The following is a 19,364-nucleotide window of genomic DNA, read 5'->3' as shown; positions in this document are numbered from 1 at the left end:
CGGCGTTCATACCTGCTCCAATGCCGTGGTTAACAATTATATTATACCACGGTGGCATCACCTATATGTCAATTCTGGTCTAACAGAGCCAATAAAAAAGGCCGCCTAGGACCAAACAATACGTCCTAGGCGGCTTTTTTGGCGCGCATCAGCGGCCGTAAGAGATATCGGAGCACAACGCCCGTTGCCGCACCACAGCAGTCGATCATCACATCGGTGATCATGCCGGCGCGTCCCGGCACAAAGAGCTGAATCGTCTCGTCGATCGAAGGAATCAGCAGCAGGAACACCGCCGTGGGCAGCAGCACGTCAAAGGTGCGCCGGCCCTCAAAATCAAAGGCGTGCGTTGCCAAGATGCCGAGCACCATATACTCGGTAAAATGCGCGCATTTGCGAACAACAAAGTTGGTCACCCATTCATATGGAAGTCCCACGCCGCGCAGGAAACCGCGGATAGCTTCCATGACCGTTAGGCTCAGCGAACCCGACCCCGAGCCGGGAACCAGCGAATTGCCCCAGATCAAGAGCCCCATCAGGCAGGTCACGACCGCCCATTTTCGATTGATCTTAACCATGCAGAAGTTATGCCTCCGCGCGGAGCGGCGCGAAGCTGGCGGTACCGCCCTCGATAACGCTCAGATAGGCACGGCCCGTACGCTTGGCGGTAGAGGACTGCAGGCGCTCGATCTCTTCCTCGAGGATCTGATTGACGCGCTCGTGACGACGATTTTCCATAATGCCGGCGGCAATAGCCTCGGCTCGCTCGATGCCCTCGCGCGAGATACGGGCGGTATCCTCGGGGAACACAGCGCTGTGACGGCCGACATAGGCGGGTGCAGCAGGCTGAGGGGCAGCGACGGGAGCGGGAGCTGCAACAGGAGCAGGCTCGTCGATCTCGTCCAGAATCGCGGTGGCAGCGGCCCACATGTCCTCGTGGCCCGAGTAATCGGCCATGGGGACATCAACCTCGAGCGAGGCATCCGGAAGGTCGCCGGTGTCGATGCGATCTTGGGCATCAATCGATGCGGTGATGGCTGCAGGCTCATCGAGGTCATCGAGATCGATGTCCGCGGCACCGAAAATGATAGGCATGCTGGCGAGGTTTGCGTTGTACGGCGCAGCCTCAGCCGCCTGTTGCTGGGCAGGAGCGCCCCAAAGCGAGCTTTCGGCGGCACGGCGGGCGGCAACGGCCTCCTCGTCCGCGGTCATGGCTTCATCAACGTACGAATTATCGGCAGAAGCGTTCACGTCCGCCGAGGTGGCGCTGCAGGCGTTATTGGCTGCCGCGTTGGCAACGAGTGCCACAAAAGCCGCCGTGCTGCCCGCAGGGGCGGCCTGGGAGCCAGACACGGCGCGTGCCGCGGCGGCGATGTCGTCGCGATTGAAGGAGCCGGTCTGCCCGCCGTTGGTGAGCTCGTCGATGGCGACTTGATAGACGTCGCGCGAGCGCGCAGGGTCGCAGCTCACCGGCGAATCGTCGTCGAGCATACTGTCGATCATGGACCAAGCCTCGGCCTCGTCCATGGCATCTGCGGCTCGAGCGATGGTAGGGACACCATCATCGGCATGACGGCGCTGGAACGCACCAGTCAGGCCGGAAAGGAATGCCGAGGTAGACTGCTCCGACTGAGCCTGAGAAGCAGAAGCGGCAGCATATGGAGTCGCATCCTGCTGCTGAGCTGGAATCGAGGCGGTCTTGAACTCGCTTTGATGCTGATTGAGATTGGCGGCACCGCCCATGGCATCGGGCTGGAACAGACGCTCTTCACGCTGCGCACGGTACTCGGAGATACCCAGCGAGGCGGCATAGATGCCCACGCCCGCCACCGCACCGACGGCAAAGGGAACAGCGCCCGCGACAACCGTCTCGTTGACCGACGAGAACGGCAGCGTCGCGGCATACATCACCACGGGGGCGGCAAGGCCGATCCCGCAGGAAAGTCCGGCAAGGACTGCTCGTTGTGTTGCATCAGAAGAAGCCATGAGCTCTCCCCATCTTCCAGCACCCAAATCGCATCATTCAGTTGGCTGCGCGAGAGAAGATGAAGCGGGGCTATGCCCCAAAGCAACGGTATATGGTTCGTTTCATCTGCGTTTTCCGTCGCGAAGCTTAAAAGCTATTATGCGAAACCGCCCTGCCGATTGCAAGCGACGATGTCGGATTGAAACGGGAAACCTGCTGCTCGTCGGTCTTACGGTCAAAAATAAGCGCGGAGCGGCGCTATAGAAAAGGGCCGAGGCTCAAAGCCCCGACCCTTTATCGCATTGATGACTATCGCAGCGCGTGGATGACAACCTAGAACGTCTGCTCGTAGTCGCTGTGTTTTTTGGCCGAACGCACCAGGAACTCCTGGTTGGTGTTGGTGCCCTTCAGACCCTTGATAAACGACGCCGCCGCACGCTCGGTATTGTTCATGCCGGCAAGAATGCGACGCAGACCAAAGACAAACGGACGCATCTGCTCGTCGACCAACAGGTCCTCGTTACGCGTACCGGAGGCAACGGGGTCGATAGCCGGGAAGATGCGACGGTCGGCCAGGTCGCGGTCGAGCTTGAGCTCCATGTTGCCGGTACCCTTGAACTCCTCAAAGATGACCTCGTCCATCTTGGAACCGGTGTCGATGAGTGCGGAGGCCAGGATGGTGAGCGAGCCGCCGTTCTCGATATTGCGGGCTGCACCCAGGAAGCGCTTGGGCGGATACAGTGCCGCCGAATCGACGCCGCCCGAAAGGATGCGGCCCGAGGCGGGCGCCGCCAAGTTGTAGGCGCGGGCGAGGCGCGTGATGGAGTCGAGCACCACCACGACGTCGCCACCCAGCTCTACGATGCGCTTGGCGCGCTCGATGACGAGCTCTGCCACGCGGGTGTGGTTGTCGGCAGGCATATCGAAGGTCGACGCTACAACCTCACCCTTGATGGAACGCTGCATATCGGTGACCTCTTCGGGGCGCTCGTCGACGAGCAGGCAGATGAGGTGCACCTCGGGGTTGTTAATCGAGATAGACTGGCAGATCTTCTTGAGGATCGTGGTCTTACCGGCCTTGGGCGGCGACACGATCAGGCCACGCTGGCCCTTGCCGATCGGCGACACGATATCGATGGCACGACCGGTGATGGAATCCTTACCGTGCTCCATGCGCAGCGGCTCGTTGGGATAGACCGGGGTGAGGTCGCCGAACTTGGGGCGGTTGCGAATCTGCTCGGGGTCCAGACCGTTGACGGTCGTGATTTTGGCGAGACCGGCGCGCTTGTCGCCGCCGCGCGAAGGACGCAGCGAGCCCTCGATGACATCACCCGTGCGCAGACGCGCGGAGCGGATGAGGTAGGCGGGCACGAAGGCGTCGTCGTTGGACTTCATGTAGCCATGGGCGTGGATGATGCCGGAGCTGTCCGGGCGAATCTGCAGAATACCCTTGATGTCGCGGAAGCCCTCGGCCTTCGCGGCGGTGACGTAGATCTCCTCGACGAGCTCGGCTTTCTTCTTGCCGGTCGTCTCGATCTCGAACTCCTTGGCCTTCTCGCGCAGTTCGGCGACCTTCATGGCCGCGAGCTCCTCGCGCGAAAGCGTGGGCTCGGTGGGGGCGGCATTACGCTCCTTGTTGCGCTGCTTGCGATCGCGCTGGCGGTTGCGACGGTCGTTGTTGCGCTCGTCCTTACGCTCGTTGCGCTCCTCGTTGCGCTTGTGCTGGCGACGGTTGGGGCGAGCGCCGTCTTCGCCCTCGGCGGGGGCGGCACCATCGGTTGCAGCGGTGCCAACAATGGCCGCAGCGGCGTCATTGGCCTCGGCGCCAGAATCAACCTGCGCTTCGACATCAGCCTGCTGCTCGGCGGCCTTGGCCTTAACAGACTTCTTACGACCGCGCTTGGGCTTCTCGGACGCAGGCTGTTCGACGTCCTGGGGCTCGGCGGCATCAATCGATGCATCGGCGGTCGTCTCGGCGGAATCCTCGGACGCACCCTTCTTGGCAGCCTTAGCCTTGGACGTGCGCTTAGCAGCAGTGCGACGGCTGCGACCGGGGCGGACGTCGGCGGGCTCGACATCGGCGGGAACGGCCTCGGAAGTCGTAGCATCCTGGACGGGCGCGTCGGCGGCGGTTGCAGACTCGGCGGTCGCCGCAGCATCCCGAGCGGCGGCGGCTGCGGCTGCGGCCTTCTCGGCCTCAACGAAGGCCTTGGGCTTGCGACCGCGACGGTGCGGGCGCAAAGCCGGATCGACAACGGGAACTTCGCTGGCCTCGACAGGCGCAGCGGGCTCAACAGGCGATATGCCCTCCCCTGCCGCGGAACGGACCGAAGCCTCAGTGAGCTCGGGGGTTACCTGTTCAGCAACCTGCTCGGCCTTAGCAGCCGTGCGACGGCGTGTGCGCGGTGCCGGCTTCTCGGTCGGCTGGTCGGCGACAGGGATCTCGGTGGCGGCAGGGGCCTCGGGCACAGACGGAGCTGCAAGCTCGGTCAGAGCCGCGGCCTCGCGCTCGGCAGCACGACGGCGGGCGCGCACCACCTGAGCCTCGCTAATCTGCGCCAACGCACGTGCCTGCGCGACCTCATCGGAAATCGGCGCCGAGGAGTCAGCCGCAACGGTGCGCTTGGCGCGCGTCGTGCGCGTGGTACGGCGCTTGGGCTTGGTGACCTCCTCGCCGTCAGCGGCAGGCTTGGCCGTGCGGCGCGGGCGCTTGGGCTTTGCCGGAGCAGTCTCCTCACCAGTTGCAGACACGGCCTTCTCAGCCGCTGCAGGCGTAGGCGTCGAAGCAGCCTTAGGCGTCTCAGGAGCCGAGGCTTGCGCGGGCGCCGCGACCTGGTCCGACGCAACCGGTGCAGCGGGAGCGGCTTGCGTCGTCGTTATTTCGTTTTCTTGCTGTTGATCAGACACAGTGTTTGCTCAACTTTCTTTTCAAGCCCTGTGATCACATGCTCCCTGCATAAACCTTCAGGGCGGCTAAACAGTCTAGTTCCGTTCAAAACGACGAACATCATTGATCTGTATCGAGATGATTGCGTCAACTACGCAGCGTTAGTGTAACACAACCGCCGCCACCTGCAACTTAGTCATTGGGGACGTTCTTAAACGACTAGTCAAAAGGGACACTCTTTGGTTTGCCACCCACAAATCTGACTGCCTCCGCCAAAACTATGGCGGTTTACTACGATGAATCGCTCAACCGCGACCACTCCGAAACTTGTTGAACTAAAACCGCAGGTAGATGCCTTGCACTCTTAAGCGAAAAGCCGGCGTGGTTTGAATTCCTCAATTCATCGTAGTAAACCGGCATAGTTTCGCATTTCCAGCAGTTCCAAATTCGTCAATACGTCGGCGTTTGCGAAAAAAGCCCGACCTCCGTGGGAGATCGGGCTCATAGGGCTCAGTTAAACCAAACCTACACGGTCAAATGACCCGCAGATTACATCTGCTCGGGCGCGGAAACGCCAACGAGGGTGAGCACCAGGGCGAGCGTCACGCGGACGGCATCGCAAGCGGCCAGACGGGCACGCGAAAGCTCGGGGTCCACAGGACGGCCCTCGCTCGGCAGAACCTGGCAGGCAGCGTAGAAGCTGTGGAAGTCGCCGGCGAGTTCCTCGGCAAAGTGGGTCAGACGGAACGGGGCGCGATCGCGAGCACAGCTGGCGATCAGGTCGGTGAGCTCGTTAAGCTTGCGCGAAAGGGCGAGCTCGGTCGGGTCGGTCAGCAGCGAGTAATCGACGTTCTCACCGATGGCCTTGGCGGCAACAGCCTTCATGCCCATCTCGTCGGCCTGCTCAGGCGTTACGTCAGCGGCGCGACGCAGGATGGAGCACACGCGGGCGTGAGCGTACTGCACGTAGTACACCGGGTTGGAGTTGTCGCGCTTCTTAACGGCCTCGATGTCGAAGTCGACCATCTGGTTGGAGCTCTTGGAGATGAGCGTGTAGCGGGCGGCATCGGAGCCGACCTCGTCGACGAGCTCCTGCAGGGTCACCATGGTGCCCTTGCGCTTGGACATACGGACGGGCTTACCGTTACGCAGCAGGTTGACGAGCTGGCCCAGCAGAACCTCAAACTTGCCGGGGTAACCCAGAGCGTCGCAGACGCAGCGGACGCGCTCGATGTAGCCGTGGTGGTCGGCACCCCAGATGTCGATGACGTGGTCGACGCGCTGGAACTTGTCCCAGTGATAGGCAACGTCGGAGGCGAAGTAGGTGTACTCGCCATCGGACTTGATCAGGACGCGGTCCTTGTCGTCGCCCAGGTCGGTGGAACGGAACCACAGGGCGCCGTCCTTGGTGTAGAGGTAGCCCATCTTGTCGAGCTTCTCAAAAGCGCGGTCGACGGCGGAGGTGCCGGCGGTCTCGCCCTCGGTGTCCTTCACATACAGCGAGCGCTCGGAGTACCAGCGGTCAAAGTCGCAGTTGACGGCGTGGCAAAGGTCGCGCATGTTGTCGACCATCTTTACATAGCCACGCTCGCGGAAGCTCTCCATGCGCTCCTGCGGATCGGCGTCGACCCACTTGTCGCCGTCGGTGCGCCAGAACTCGGCGGCCTCGTCGATGATGTAGTCGCCGCCGTAAGAGTCCTTGCCCAAGGTCTCGGCAAAGTTGTCCTGATACGGATGGGTCTCGGGGTGCTCGTCGTTCTCGTCGGCAACAAAGGCGTCACGGTCGGCGATCAGCAGCTTGTGAGCCTCGTCGATATCAACGCCCTGCTTGGCGATGATGTCGGCAAGCTGCATATAGCGCGTGCTGATGGAGTTGCCGAAGGTGTTCATCTGAGAGCCGTGGTCATTGATGTAGAACTCACGCTGGATCTCATAGCCGGCGTGGTCCATGACGCGGCAAAGGGAGTCGCCCAGAGCGGCCCAGCGGCCGTGACCAATGTGCATGGGGCCGACGGGGTTGGCGGAAACGAACTCGACCTGGGTCTTCAGGCCACCACCGACGTTGGACTTAGCGAAGTCCATGCCCTTCTCGCGAGCCTCGCCAAAGATGGCATTCTTGACGGCAACGGAGAGGTAGAAGTTGATGAAACCGGGGCCTGCGATCTCAACCTTCTCGATCGCGGGATCCTCGGGCATATGGGCAACGATGGCCTCGGCGATCTTGCGCGGGGCGCAGTGGGCCAGCTTGGCGGACTTCAGGGCCATGGTAGAGGTCCACTCGCCATGAGAAGTGTCAGCCGGTCGCTCGATAGCGCAATCGTCAAGTTCAAATGCGGAAAGGTCGCCGGCCTCCTGGGCCGCAGCAAGCGCAGCGCGTACCAGCTCTTCAATCTTCTCGGGCATAGATCCTCCTTGTGTTAAAGCCCCCGAGCTCTTGGTCACTCGTAGGGCAAAAGCCAGAGTTTGTAGCACTCTATCACAAGCGACGGGCACTGTCGCAGGGTAAAGCCAATCGAAATTGCATATGCACAAAATTGACTACAGCTTGTATGGACTCACTCAAAGATGCCGGTCTGCCTGCAGATTATGCACGCGTTGAAAATGCATAAAGGTGTGAATGAGCTGTGTCTTTTATCGAATACTCTTACCTATCGGAGTTGTGTGCTTTTCCTGCATAAAGCGAGGATGTGCGCACGTCAGCGTGTTATTCTAGACATACGTAAATTCGTATAAGTTGGAGGTAGCATGTTCTCAATCGGTCAACACGTCATTCATCCGGGTCAGGGAGTCTGCACCGTCGTCGGTTTTAGGGACGACACACCGCAGCCCATGCTGTTGCTCGAGACCAAGCAGGGACATGCGCAGACGATCCTTATGTACCCCGTGGCGCAGGCCGACCGTTTGCACGCTGCCATCTCGCAGCAAGATGCCGAGCACCTGCTGAGCCACTACGACGAGCTGGAGTGCGACACCTTTACCGAGCGCAACAGCTCACTTGAGGAGACGCACTTTAAGCAGCAGCTCAAGCTGGGCGCGCCCGAGACGGTCCGCGTGGCAAAGACCATGATGCACCGCATTCGCCAGGCCGAGGAAGCCGATAAAAAGCCCAGCTCCTACTACATGCGCGTACTCAAGGAGGCCAAGCGCCGCTCCATCGAGGAGTTCGCCGTGGCATTGGGCGTCACCGAGGAGGCCGCCGAAGCCCGCCTAGCCCAAGCCGCCCTCAACTAACCCATCCGCGCCAAAAACCACCACAAAGGGGACAGGCACCTTTGTGGTGGTTTTTTCGTTCTAGTCGTTCTAGTAGTATTCATTCTTAGCGATACCTGCGAGCACAAGGAGTCTTTTATGGCAGAGCCACTTTCCGCCGGAATCACCCGCGACCGTGCGTTCGAATTGCTCAACGAGCACAATAAGGACCCGTTCCACATCACCCACGGCGAAACGGTCGAGGGCACCATGCGCTACTTTGCGCGCGAGTTCGACCCCGAGAACGAGGAGTTTTGGGGCATCGTCGGTCTGCTGCACGACCTAGATTGGGAGGAGCATGAGGACGACCCCATGAACCACACCATCTATGCGGCCGAGATCCTTGAAGGCGAGGGCGCCTCTCCCGATCTCATTCGCGCCATTCAGACGCACACGTCGGACTTCAACACCTCGCTGCCCAAGCCCGAGCTGCAGATGGAAAAGATCCTGTTTGCCTGCGACGAGCTCACCGGCTTGATCGGTGCTGCCGTCATCATGCGTCCGAGTAAGAGCGTCATGGACTTTACGACCAAGTCGCTCAAGAAGAAGTTCAAGGACAAGCGCTTTGCCGCCGGCTGCTCGCGCGACGTGATTACGCAGGGTGCCGAGATGCTGGGCTGGGAGCTCCCCGAGCTCTTCGACCGTACCATCGCGGCCATGCAGTCCTTCGCCCCCGACCGCGATACTTTCCAGGCCTAACCGCCCACGCCACCTAAAACCGCCACAAAGGGGACAGGCACCTTTGTGGCGGTTTTCGTTTACGAGGGGTTTAGGGGCGGACCTGGCCGGTGCCGCGGAGCTTGTATTTGTAGGTGGTGAGGGCCTCGGCGGCAAAGGGGCCACGGGCGTGGAGCTTTTGGGTCGAGATGCCGATCTCGGCGCCCAGGCCAAACTCGCCGCCGTCGGTAAAGCGCGTGCTGGCGTTGGCGTACACGGCCGAGGCATCGACCGCGTCCAGGAAGCGCTCGCAAGCATCCGTGTCCTCGGCAACGATGGCCTCGGAGTGCATCGTGCCGTAGCGGTTGATGTGCGCGATGGCCTCGTCCTCGTTTGCCACGACCTTCACGCTCATCTCGAGCGCCAGATACTCGCGGCCCCAGTCCTCCTCAGTCGCGGCGACGTAGTCATCACCCTCGGCAAGCCCGGCGTCGGCGCATGCGGCGCACGTGGCCTCGTCGCCGTGAATGAGCACGCCGTGGTCATGCAGCACGGCCACGACCGCGGGCAAAAACGCATCGGCCACGGCACGGTCGACCAGCAGCGACTCGGCGGCATTGCACACGCCCACGCGCTGCGTCTTAGCGTTGACGATAATATTGAGCGCTTTATCGAAGTCGACGGATTCATGCACGTAGATGTGGCAGTTACCCGTGCCCGTCTCGATCACCGGAACGAGCGACTCGCGCACGCAGCGCTGGATCAGGCCCGCACCGCCACGCGGAATGAGCACATCGACGACGCCGCGGAGCTTCATGAGCTCGCCGGTGGCCTCGCGGTCGGTAGACTCGATCATCGACACGGCCTCGCGCGGGAAGCCCTTGGCCTCGAGCGCATCGGCCAGCAGTTCGGCAATCATGGCACACGAGTGATAGGCCAGCGAGCCGCCGCGCAGAATGCAGGCGTTGCCGGTGCGGATGCAGATGCCCGCGGCGTCGGCCGTCACGTTGGGGCGCGCCTCGTACACCATGGCGACCAGGCCCAACGGCACGCTCACGCGGGTGAGGTCCACGCCGCTTGCGAGCACGCGGTGGTCGAGCACGCGGCCGACAGGATCGGGCAGCTCGGCGAGCTTCTCCAGGCCGGCGGCCATACCCTCAACGCGCTCGGGCGTCAGCAGCAGACGGTCAAGGAGCCCCGCCGAGGTCCCCGCATCGCGCGCGGCGGACATATCGAGCTCGTTGGCGGCGACGATGGAGTCGACACCGTTGCGCAGTGCTGCGGCCATGGCGCGCACGGCCTCCTGGCGCTGCTCGTCGCTCGCCGTGGCAAGCGAGGCCGACGCTGCCTTAGCGGCAACGGCAAGATCGTGGACATACGTGGCTATATCGACCGACATGGGCGGCCCTTTCTCCTAGAAGTTTGCAACCATGGTAGCCGATTTGCGCATGGCCTCGCCCGCGGCGGTAGAATTGGTCAACCCGAAACACCGCAACGAACGGAAGACTCACATGGCCCTCATCACTTCGTACCACGTCCCCGGCCTGTATGTCGAGGACCACAGCATCGACGTCCCCCTCGACTGGCGCGGCCTGGAGCCGATGCTCCTGGCCGTCGGCAGCACTATGCGCCGCGGCGCCATGCCGGCGCCCATCGCAGGTGCGCCCGAAAGCATCAAGCTCTTCTACCGTGTGGTTTGCGCGCCCGACCGCATCAACGACGATCTGCCACTGCTCCTGTTTTTGCAGGGCGGCCCCGGCGGCGAGAGCCCGCGTCCGCTGTCACCCACCAGCGACGGCTGGATCGAGGAGGCCGTCAAGCACTTCCGCGTCGTCCTGCCCGACCAGCGCGGCACCGGACGCAGCAGCTGTGTAGACGGGCGCACGATTGCCGCACTGGGCGAGCGTGCCGAGGCAGCCGGCGCCGATGCGGACCGCTCGCAGGCGGACTTCCTCAAGCGCCACCTCGCCAGCTCCATCGTGCGCGATTTTGAGTACCTGCGCCTGGTGGGCTTTGGCGGCAGGCCCTGGGTCACGCTCGGGCAGAGCTACGGCGGCTTTTTGACGCTGAGCTACCTGTCGCTCTTCCCCGAGGGCGTGGCGGCAAGCTTTACCTGCGGCGGCATCCCCCACGTACCGGCGAGCGCAAGCGAGGTCTACGCGCACACCTTCCCGCGCATGGCTGCCAAGACGCAGCAGTATTACAACCGCTACCCCGCCGACGTCGAGCGCGTGGCGGCCCTGGCAGATGCCCTCGAGGAGCAAAAGCCCGTGCTACCCGACGGCTCGCCGATGACGGTCGAACGCCTGCAGCTCATGGGCAGCGACTTTGGCATGAAGCCGAGCTTTGAGCGCATGCATTGGATTATCGATCATGCTTTTGTTGACGGCGACGGCACGCTGGCCTGCGGCGCCTCGGTATCCGACAGCTTTTTGATGCGCGCCTTCGAGCGCACCAACACGCGCACGAATCCGCTGTACTGGACGCTTCAGGAGTTCATCTACGCCGACGGCGACACCATGCCCATTCGCTGGGCCGCGGCAGAAGAGAAGGCCCATCGTGCCGAGTTCGACACGCTCACGCGACCGCTCATGTTTACCGGCGAGGCCATGTTCCCGTGGATGTTTGAGCAGATGCCCGAACTTAAGCCCTTCAAGCCGGCGATGGATCTGCTTATGGAAGACACCAGCTGGGACAAGATCTACGACCCGCAGCGCCTGGCGTGCAACGAGGTGCCCCTGCAGGCCGCGGTGTACTTCGATGACATGTACGTGGACTCGGGCATGCAGCTCGATACGCTCAGCCGCGTGGGCAACTCGCATGCCTGGGTGACCAACGAGTTCGAGCACGACGGCTTGCACGGCAGCGTGGTGTTCAAGCACCTCTTCGACGAAGCCCTCAACCGCGGAGACCTGCGCCAGATCTTCTAGCAAAGGAGTGTCCCCGTCTGCCGGCACAATAGGAACGTCCCCAAGTACCGAGAACAGCAACATTGCAGGAAGAGGACAGAAAGCGAAAACACCCCTAAGCGAGTGGCTTTAAATCGTAGGTCGAACAAAAGAAGCGAGCGCCGCCCAGAGCGAACAAGTTGGCATGAAAAAGGCGAGGCATAGACCTGATGGTCATGCCTCGCCTTTTGAATGACAAATTGTCGCTCTGGGCGGCGCGCAGCGTCGACCCGTTAGGCGAAGACGATTAGATTATCTCGATGGATCGCGGGCTTCTCGGCCAGGTCTGCGAGCAGGCGGTTGCTGGCAATCTGGTCCTGGCGGCGGCCGGCTGCAAGCTCCAGCACGTCCGAATCGGCCTCGGCGATACCACGGGCGACAACCATGCCGCTCGGGTCGCACACGTCGAGCACATCGCCCTCGGCAAACTGGCCATCGACCTCGCGAATACCCACCGCGAGCAGCGACGATCCGCGGCTGACCAGCGCCTTCGCGGCGCCATCATCGACCGTCACCGAGCCATGCGCCTTGTCACCCAGTGCGATCCACAACTTGCGCGGCGCAATGTCCAGGCGCTCCGCCGGCGGATCGAACAGCGTACCCACGCTCTCGCCGCGGGCCAGACGCACGAGCGCATCGGGCTCCTCGCCCGAGCAAATCACGCTTTGAATGCCCGCCGTCATGAGAATGCGGCTCGCGCGAATCTTGGTGATCATGCCGCCCGTACCCACCGATGTGGAAGAATCGCCCGCCGAGGCGATAATCTTGGCATCGATCTTATGCACGACCGGGATAAACTCGGCCGTCGGATCCTCATGCGGATTGGCGGTGTAGAGGCCATCGATGTCCGAGAGCGTCACGCACAGATCGGCAGAAACCAGGCAGCTCACAAGCGCCGCCAGCGTGTCGTTGTCGCCGAACTTGATCTCATCGACGGTAACGGTGTCGTTCTCGTTGACGACCGGCACCACGCCCAGCTCCACCAGGCGCAGCAGGGCGTCGCGCGCGTGCAGGTAGGACGTGCGGCGCGCCGTGTCGTGACGCGTGAGCAGCACGAGCGAGGTGAGCAGGTCGCGCGCATGGAACTCCTCGTCGTAGGCCGACGAGATGATGCACTGGCCGGCCGAGGCGCAGGCCTGCAGGCTCGGCAGGTCACCGACCGGCTTGCGGTCGAAGCCCAGCACGGGATAGCCGCAGGCAATGGCACCCGAGCTCACCACGACCAGGCGCCAGCCAAGCTCGCGCAGCGCTGCGGCCTGGTCGGCAAGCCCGCCGATAAAGGCGCGGTTGACCTTGCCGTCGGCGCCCACCACCGTGGACGAACCGATCTTTACCACCATCGTTTTATAAGAAGTCGTCATACGTCAAACCAATCAACTGTTCAGCGAACGGGCGAACGGGCAACGAGAAAATGATCCGTTTTCCTCCGTCCCCTTCGGATCATTTTGCCCAGGGGAAGGCCGAAGCCGCGGCCATGTTCTTGCGCACGAGCTCGTCGCGCACCTGGGCCAGGCCCTGCTCCATGCCCACCACGTAGGTCTGCGGGTACAGGAAGCGCTTGAAAGCCGCGTCCAGATGATCGATTGCCCAAGCACAGCGCTCGCGCGCGTCCTCGATGCTCTCACGCGGAGCCACCGCACTGCCATCGCGCACGATCGGCACCAGCAGCTCACGATACTCAAGCTCCGACACATCGGTTACCAGGGCGGCATCGTTCACGGCCACGAGGGTATTGCCGCGCGCGGCGCCCTCCCCCGCCAGATGGTCCTCGTCATAGATCATGTCGCAGACCGGGCCGCCAAAGCCGTCGTAATAGCGGCGCACACGCTGCACGCCCGGAATCGTGCGCTTGTAGGGCTGCTCGGAGAGCTTCACCACCGGCGTCCACGGGTCCGCATCGCTCGCCCGACGGGCCGAAAGCTTGTACACGCCACCCAGCGCCGGCTGATCGTAGCAGGTCGCGAGCTTGGTGCCCACGCCAAAGCTGTCGATGGGTGCGCCCTGGTCGAGCAGCGACTGAATCGTGTACTCGTCCAGGTCGTTGGAGACCGAAATCCCCACATAAGGCAGGCCCTCGGCATCAAAGCGACCGCGGACATATTTGGACAGCTTGGCGAGGTCGCCCGAGTCGATGCGAATGGCCGACAGGCGCTCGCCCGCCGCCTCCATCTCCTTGGCAACCGTAATGGCATGTTCGCAGCCCTCGCGCACGTCATAGGTGTCGATGAGCAGCGTGCAGTTCTTGGGGCTCGACTTGGCAAAGGCACGGAAGGCCTCGAGCTCGGAATCGAAACTCATCACCCAGCTGTGCGCATGCGTGCCAAAGACGGGAATGCCGTAGCGGCGCCCGGCAAGCACGTTGGACGTGGACGAACAGCCGGCCACGTAGCTCGCGCGCGCAACAGCCAGGCCACCATCGGGACCCTGAGCACGGCGCAGGCCAAACTCGGCAACGGGGCGACCATCGGCCGCCAGTACTACGCGCGCCGTCTTGGTGGCAACGAGCGTCTGGAAGCCGACGATGTTGAGCAGCGCGGTCTCGAGCAGCTGACACTCCAGCGACGGGCCGGTGACGCGCACCATGGGCTCGCGCGGAAACACGAGCTCGCCCTCGGGCACGGCGTCGATGTTTACATGTGCACGAAAATCGCGCAGGTAGTCGAGGAATGCAGGCTTGAACATCGAGCCGCCGGCCGGAGCCTGGAGCGAAGCTAGATAGTCGATGTCCTCGGGCGTAAAGCGCAGGTTCTCGACAAGCTCGGGCAGCTCGGCGGTGCCGCACATGACGGCATACGCGCTGCCGAAGGGATGGTCGCGGTAAAACGCCGTAAAGCAACCCTGCTCATTGGCCTTGCCGCTCTCCCACAGGCCCTGGGCCATAGTGAGTTCGTACAGATCAGTGAGCATTGCAATGTCGGTGGGATGCGAGATGTCGGTCAAAGCCATGGGGCGACCTTTCGGATGCGTTGTGCAGAGGTTGAGGGTTGGCGAGGCGGGCGTGCGGGCATGGAGCCCAGCGCGAACAGGCTAAAGCAGGCCCATGCTGGTCAGGATCGTGTAGCCCATAAAGATGACAAACGCGATGAGGGCAAGGACAATGATGATTTTTTGAGCCGGCGCCATACCGGGGATCTCGTTCTCACCCGCAGGCTCCTTGGAGGTAACCATGCGCTGGGCAAAGCTCATCTCGTCACGGCTCGGCTTGGGATCGACGGACTTGGGACGAGCGGCCTTTTTAGGCTGAGGTTTGGGCGCGGCAGGTGCAGGCTTCGCAGCAGCGGGCTTGGGTGCGGGCGCGGGCTTGGGCTCGGATGCAACCTTCGCAGCGGCCTCCTCGGCCTTCTCGCGCTCGGCACGCAGGGCGGCCAACTCCTCACGCTCGCGGCGTGCCTCTTCCTGGGCCTCGCGACGAGCTTTCTCGGCGCGGAGCTCTTCCAACTCGGCGCGCTCCTCGGCAGACAGTGGTTGGGACTCAAGCTCGGCCATGGTACAGCCCTTTCTTTTAAAAAAAGCCGCCGACACAATGTCAGCGGCTTATCAAATCCAAGGGTGGAGACGAAGGGAGTCGAACCCTCGGCCTCTGCCATGCGACGGCAGCGCTCTCCCAACTGAGCTACGTCCCCAGGACAAGTCGATATTTTACCTACGGCTCGCCAACTGTCAACGCCCAATAATCAGTCTTTTTGGGGCGCGGCTATTTTGACAACTTTTCGAGCAGGCGATCCTCTCGATGATTTTTTAATCCCCGTCCCAGAAAAATCATCGGCGAACGCGCTACTCTGCGCTGGTGAGGACGCCGGTGGTGTCGAACGCCGGGGTAAAGCTCTCGTCTACCGCGCCGCCTTCTTGCCAAAACATCGTCGTAAAGCCCAGGTCGTCGGCATGGTCGAGCACCTGCTCGTACTCCTCGCGCGTCACGGCGCGCGCCAGGTCGCCGCCTTGTTCGCGCATGAGGGCATTGGGCGTGTACTGGTTCATGACCGAGATCGGCACGTCGCCCACCGTCTGCCACACCAGGTCCAACACGCGGCACGAATCGTCCGCATGCCCCGGCAGCACCAGATGACGCACGATTATGCCGCGCCTCATGAGCCCGTCCTCGTTTACCAGCTCTCCCCCGCGGCGCTCAATCTCGCGCGCCATCTGGGCCAGACCCGACACGGCCACGCGCGGGTAGTCCTTAATATGAGAAAGCAACTGCGCAAGCCCGGCATCGGCATATTTAAAGTCCGTAAGCCACACGTCGACCAGGTCGCCCAGCGCCGCCACGGCACTCGCGCGCTCGTAACCACTCGTGTTGTAGACAATTGGGATGACCAACCCGCGCGTCCGTGCCGCGGCAATCGCGGCAGGCAACAGGTGCGCATAGTGCGTCGCCGTCACCAGGTTGATGTTATTGGCGCCCTGGTCCTGCAGCTCCAGCATAATCTCGACCAAACGCTCGGGCGAAATCTCAAGACCGAAATTGCCCGTCGAGATCTCGTGGTTTTGGCAGTAGATACATTTGAGCGAACAGCCGCTAAAGAAAATCGTACCCGAGCCGGCCTCGCCCGAAATGGGCGGCTCCTCCCACATATGGAGCGCCGCGCGGGCGACCTTAAGCGTGTTGTCGGCGCCGCACACGCCACGCGCGCCCTCGTCGCGCGCCGCACCGCAACGGCGCGGACACAAATGGCAGGCGGGCGAAAAAAGTTCGGTCAACGACGTCGGCATAAAAACATGCTCCAAAACAATGATTCAGCAGCTCAAACGTAAAGGGACCAACCGCACAGACGGCTCGAGCCCAAGGCGCCGTAATCGTCCGACACGATTTTTATAATGTCAAGACTGGAATCGACAAAGTGCCGCTTTATGATGTAGGTATTCCGCCCCCCGCGGAGCAACTGGGTGAACCGTCGCGTTTATTTAGGGAGCCCACACAGTCGTACCTAGTACAGGTATCCTTCGTTGTTAAGGACGCTGGAACAGTCGATGAGGGCACCCACCTGTTTTAGGTGGGTTCATTTTCGTAACGTGGGGGGTGGTTTTCATTTGCCGAAAACCACCATTACAGCCCATATGGATTCCCGCCGGTATCCCGACAAGCCATCGACAATACCCTAATATCTGGTAAGCGCGTGATTATCGCTGCGTGCAATTCCATGCACCCCCCTTGGTCGAGTATCATGGTTCGGCTATGCCCTTTGCGCTTAGCAACCTTTGACCTTTTCCTTCGACGCTTGGCGGTTTTTAGATTCATGGCTTCATCCCCGAGCTACATACCGTATCTATGCGTGGCAGCGGCGGCCTTCATCACGACCTTCCTCACGGTGCCCCTGGTCAAGCGCTTGGCAATTAAGCTCGACGCCGTCGACTATCCTTCTAAGCGCCGCATCAACACCAAGCCCATCCCGCGTTTGGGCGGAACGGCGGTGTTTTTGGGCCTGGTCGTTGCCTGTATTGTGCAAATCCTAGGCACCTGGTACCTGGGCTGGCCGCCCGTTTTGGTGCCCCACCCACGTCTGCACATCAGCTACCCCATACTTGCGCTTTCTTTTACCGTCATCTTTGCGACCGGCGTGATCGACGACGTCTACCAGCTCAAGCCCAAGCAAAAACTGGCCGGCCAGGTCCTCGCCGCGCTCATCGCCTGCGTGGGCGGCCTGCGCATCGGCGTCATCGTCAATCCGTTTGCCCCCGGTGAGATCATGCTCGGTTGGCTCGCCTACCCCATCACCGTGGTCTACCTGGTGGCGTTCACCAACATCATCAACCTTATCGACGGCCTCGACGGTCTGGCCACGGGCATCTGCGGCATCGCGTCGTTCACCATGTTTTCGGTCGCCGTGCTCTCGGGTCGCATCGACGCCGCCGCGCTCTCCATCGCGCTCTTTGGCTCGTGCCTCGCCTTCTTGCGCTATAACTTCAACCCCGCGAGTATCTTCTTGGGCGACTCGGGGTCGCTGCTTCTGGGCTTTGCGCTGGGTTCCATCTCGCTGCTCAACGTGAGCCGCACCGCCGCGCTCACCTCGCTCATCATCCCGCTCATCGTAGCCGGCGTGCCCATCATCGACACGTTTAGCGCCATCGTGCGCCGCAAGCGCGCCCACATTAGCATTGGGCAGGCCGACAAGGGCCACATCCACCACCGCCTCATTCAAGAGGGCTACAACCAAAAGCAGGCCGTACTGCTCATCTATGCCTGGTGCATTATGCTTTCGGCCGGCGCCGTCGCCATCAATCAGGTCGAGGTCCCCATGCGCGTGCTTATCTTTATCGTACTCGCCATTGGCTCGGCGGCCTTCGCCAAGCACCTGCATCTGTTTGAGCCCGTGCTGCGCCACCATTACAACAAGCGCACACACGAGGACGAGCTGGTAACCCCCGACGACCCCGCTTTTAAGCAGGAGGAGCAGGCCGCCGAAGAGCGCAAAGAAGAGCGCCACCACAAGCTCTAGGGCAAGCTGCCGAGGATGTGCCAAGGCACCGTTGGCCAAGTGCGGCCGCGCCGAACCCATTGCACAAGCCACCCCTCTCCCGTCCCTCGCCTACTTACGCCCCGCCCCTCCAATAAACGCGTTATCATCTTGAGCCATGAACATACGTTAGGAGCAATCATGCCAAACGAGAACAGCTACGAAGTAGCGCTGCAAAAGAGCAGCGCCATTCGCGAGGGCCTGGCCAAGACGCCCGAGAAGTTCACCATGCTTACCGGCGACCGCCCCACCGGACGCTTGCACCTTGGCCACTACTTTGGCACCCTCAAGGGCCGCGTTGAGCTGCAGAACATGGGAGCCAAGACCAACGTGCTCATCGCCGACTACCAGGTCATCACCGACCGCGACACCACCGAGCACATCCAGGACAACGTGTACAACATGGTCATGGACTACCTTGCCTGCGGTATCGACCCCGACAAGACCATGATCTACGCGCACTCCGCCGTGCCCGCCGCAAACCAGCTCATGCTGCCGTTCCTGTCGCTGGTCTCCGAGGCCGAGCTGGCACGCAACCCCACCGTCAAGGCCGAGATGGAGGCCTCGGGCCACGAGCTCACCGGCCTTCTGCTCACCTACCCGGTGCACCAGGCCTGCGACATCCTGTTCTGCAAGGGCAATGTGGTGCCCGTCGGTCGCGACCAGCTGCCGCACATCGAGCTCACCCGCACCATCGCCCGCCGCTTTAACAACCGCTACGGCAAGGTGTTCCCCGAGGTCGACGCGCTGTTGTCCGAGACCCCGCTGCTGCCCGGCCTGGATGGTCGCAAGATGAGCAAGAGCTACGGCAACGCCATCAATATCTCGATGACTGCCGAGGAGACGGCCAAGCGCATCAAGAAGAGCCAGACCGACTCCGAGCGCATGATCACGTTCGACCCCGAGAACCGTCCCGGCGTGTCCGGCCTGCTTTCGACGGCTGCCATCTGCACCGGCCGTTCCGAGGTCGAGATTGCCGAGGAGATTGGCATGGGCGGCTCCGGCCAGCTCAAGAAGTACGTGACCGAGGCCGTCAACGAGTACTTCGCGCCGATTCGCGAGCGCCGCCAGCGCTACGAGAACGATCTGGACTATGTGAAGGACGTCCTGCACGAGGGCAACCGTCGCGCCAACGAGATCGCCGAGCAGACTCTGGCCGAGGTTCGGGACGCCATGGCGCCCGCCCTAAAGCAATCGATAGCTCA

Annotated in this window: 14 protein-coding genes and 1 tRNA gene; 5 read left to right on the top strand and 10 right to left on the bottom strand. The window is 62.1% G+C overall.

Annotated features, from left to right (window positions below; translation table 11 throughout):
* Nucleotides 1-125: 125 nt before the first annotated feature.
* From AQ996_RS07775 to argS, 4 genes are all read right to left on the bottom strand, one after another.
* Entirely contained in the window at nucleotides 126-575 is a 450-nt protein-coding gene (locus tag AQ996_RS07775) for a VanZ family protein (RefSeq protein WP_055252332.1), read from the bottom strand.
* A 7-nt stretch (nucleotides 576-582) separates the two neighbouring features.
* Complete coding sequence (locus tag AQ996_RS07770; protein ID WP_055252331.1) at nucleotides 583-1,983, bottom strand: hypothetical protein; 1,401 nt, start codon at nucleotides 1,981-1,983, stop codon at nucleotides 583-585.
* A gap of 313 nt (nucleotides 1,984-2,296) precedes the next feature.
* The gene (gene rho / locus AQ996_RS09670; protein ID WP_253274624.1) at nucleotides 2,297-4,870 is read right to left on the bottom strand and encodes a transcription termination factor Rho; all 2,574 of its coding nucleotides are present in this window, start codon (nucleotides 4,868-4,870) and stop codon (nucleotides 2,297-2,299) included.
* Between the two features lie 529 nt (nucleotides 4,871-5,399).
* Nucleotides 5,400-7,253 carry an arginine--tRNA ligase gene (gene argS / locus AQ996_RS07760; protein ID WP_055252330.1) on the bottom strand — a complete coding sequence of 618 codons (1,854 nt, stop codon included), beginning with the start codon at nucleotides 7,251-7,253 and terminating at the stop codon, nucleotides 5,400-5,402.
* 342 nt (nucleotides 7,254-7,595) lie between these two features.
* Here argS and AQ996_RS07755 point away from each other — a divergent pair, with 342 nt between their 5' ends.
* Nucleotides 7,596-8,081 carry a CarD family transcriptional regulator gene (locus tag AQ996_RS07755; RefSeq protein ID WP_006235480.1) on the top strand — a complete coding sequence of 162 codons (486 nt, stop codon included), beginning with the start codon at nucleotides 7,596-7,598 and terminating at the stop codon, nucleotides 8,079-8,081.
* A 117-nt stretch (nucleotides 8,082-8,198) separates the two neighbouring features.
* A complete protein-coding gene (locus AQ996_RS07750) occupies nucleotides 8,199-8,798 on the top strand; it encodes an HD domain-containing protein (protein WP_055252329.1) in 600 nt (199 codons plus the stop codon).
* A 70-nt stretch (nucleotides 8,799-8,868) separates the two neighbouring features.
* On the opposite strand, the gene AQ996_RS07745 is transcribed toward AQ996_RS07750, so the two are convergent.
* A complete protein-coding gene (locus AQ996_RS07745) occupies nucleotides 8,869-10,155 on the bottom strand; it encodes a glutamate-5-semialdehyde dehydrogenase (RefSeq protein WP_055252328.1) in 1,287 nt (428 codons plus the stop codon).
* Between the two features lie 112 nt (nucleotides 10,156-10,267).
* Between AQ996_RS07745 and AQ996_RS07740 the strand changes: the two genes are divergently transcribed.
* Nucleotides 10,268-11,686, top strand: a complete 1,419-nt coding sequence (locus AQ996_RS07740) for an alpha/beta fold hydrolase (RefSeq protein WP_055252327.1) — start codon at nucleotides 10,268-10,270, stop codon at nucleotides 11,684-11,686.
* A 251-nt stretch (nucleotides 11,687-11,937) separates the two neighbouring features.
* Here the strand turns inward: AQ996_RS07740 and proB are convergent, their stop codons facing one another.
* The 5 genes from proB to AQ996_RS07715 form a co-directional block, all read right to left on the bottom strand.
* Complete coding sequence (gene proB, locus AQ996_RS07735; RefSeq protein ID WP_055252326.1) at nucleotides 11,938-13,065, bottom strand: glutamate 5-kinase; 1,128 nt, start codon at nucleotides 13,063-13,065, stop codon at nucleotides 11,938-11,940.
* Nucleotides 13,066-13,144: 79 nt separating this feature from the next.
* On the bottom strand, nucleotides 13,145-14,650 hold the full coding sequence (locus AQ996_RS07730; protein ID WP_055252325.1) for a nicotinate phosphoribosyltransferase: 1,506 nt from the start codon (nucleotides 14,648-14,650) through the stop codon (nucleotides 13,145-13,147).
* Between the two features lie 81 nt (nucleotides 14,651-14,731).
* Nucleotides 14,732-15,190: a hypothetical protein gene (locus AQ996_RS07725; protein WP_055252324.1), complete on the bottom strand. Its 459-nt coding sequence runs from the start codon at nucleotides 15,188-15,190 to the stop codon at nucleotides 14,732-14,734.
* A gap of 64 nt (nucleotides 15,191-15,254) precedes the next feature.
* Nucleotides 15,255-15,327: transfer RNA gene (locus AQ996_RS07720), tRNA-Ala, on the bottom strand.
* A 151-nt stretch (nucleotides 15,328-15,478) separates the two neighbouring features.
* Nucleotides 15,479-16,417 carry a radical SAM protein gene (locus AQ996_RS07715; RefSeq protein WP_055252323.1) on the bottom strand — a complete coding sequence of 313 codons (939 nt, stop codon included), beginning with the start codon at nucleotides 16,415-16,417 and terminating at the stop codon, nucleotides 15,479-15,481.
* 524 nt (nucleotides 16,418-16,941) lie between these two features.
* Between AQ996_RS07715 and AQ996_RS07710 the strand changes: the two genes are divergently transcribed.
* Together AQ996_RS07710 and trpS are read left to right on the top strand one after the other, a co-directional pair.
* Nucleotides 16,942-18,141, top strand: coding sequence for an MraY family glycosyltransferase (locus AQ996_RS07710; protein ID WP_055252322.1), 1,200 nt, complete (start codon nucleotides 16,942-16,944; stop codon nucleotides 18,139-18,141).
* 159 nt (nucleotides 18,142-18,300) lie between these two features.
* The coding region (trpS, locus tag AQ996_RS07705; protein ID WP_070097153.1) for a tryptophan--tRNA ligase at nucleotides 18,301-19,364 on the top strand (1,064 nt) is incomplete at its 3' end.

This window comes from Collinsella aerofaciens (assembly GCF_001404695.1).
Taxonomy (GTDB): Bacteria; Actinomycetota; Coriobacteriia; order Coriobacteriales; family Coriobacteriaceae; genus Collinsella; species Collinsella aerofaciens_E.
The sequence above is the reverse complement of the archived record's forward strand: the minus strand, read 5'-3'. Positions and strand labels throughout refer to the sequence as shown.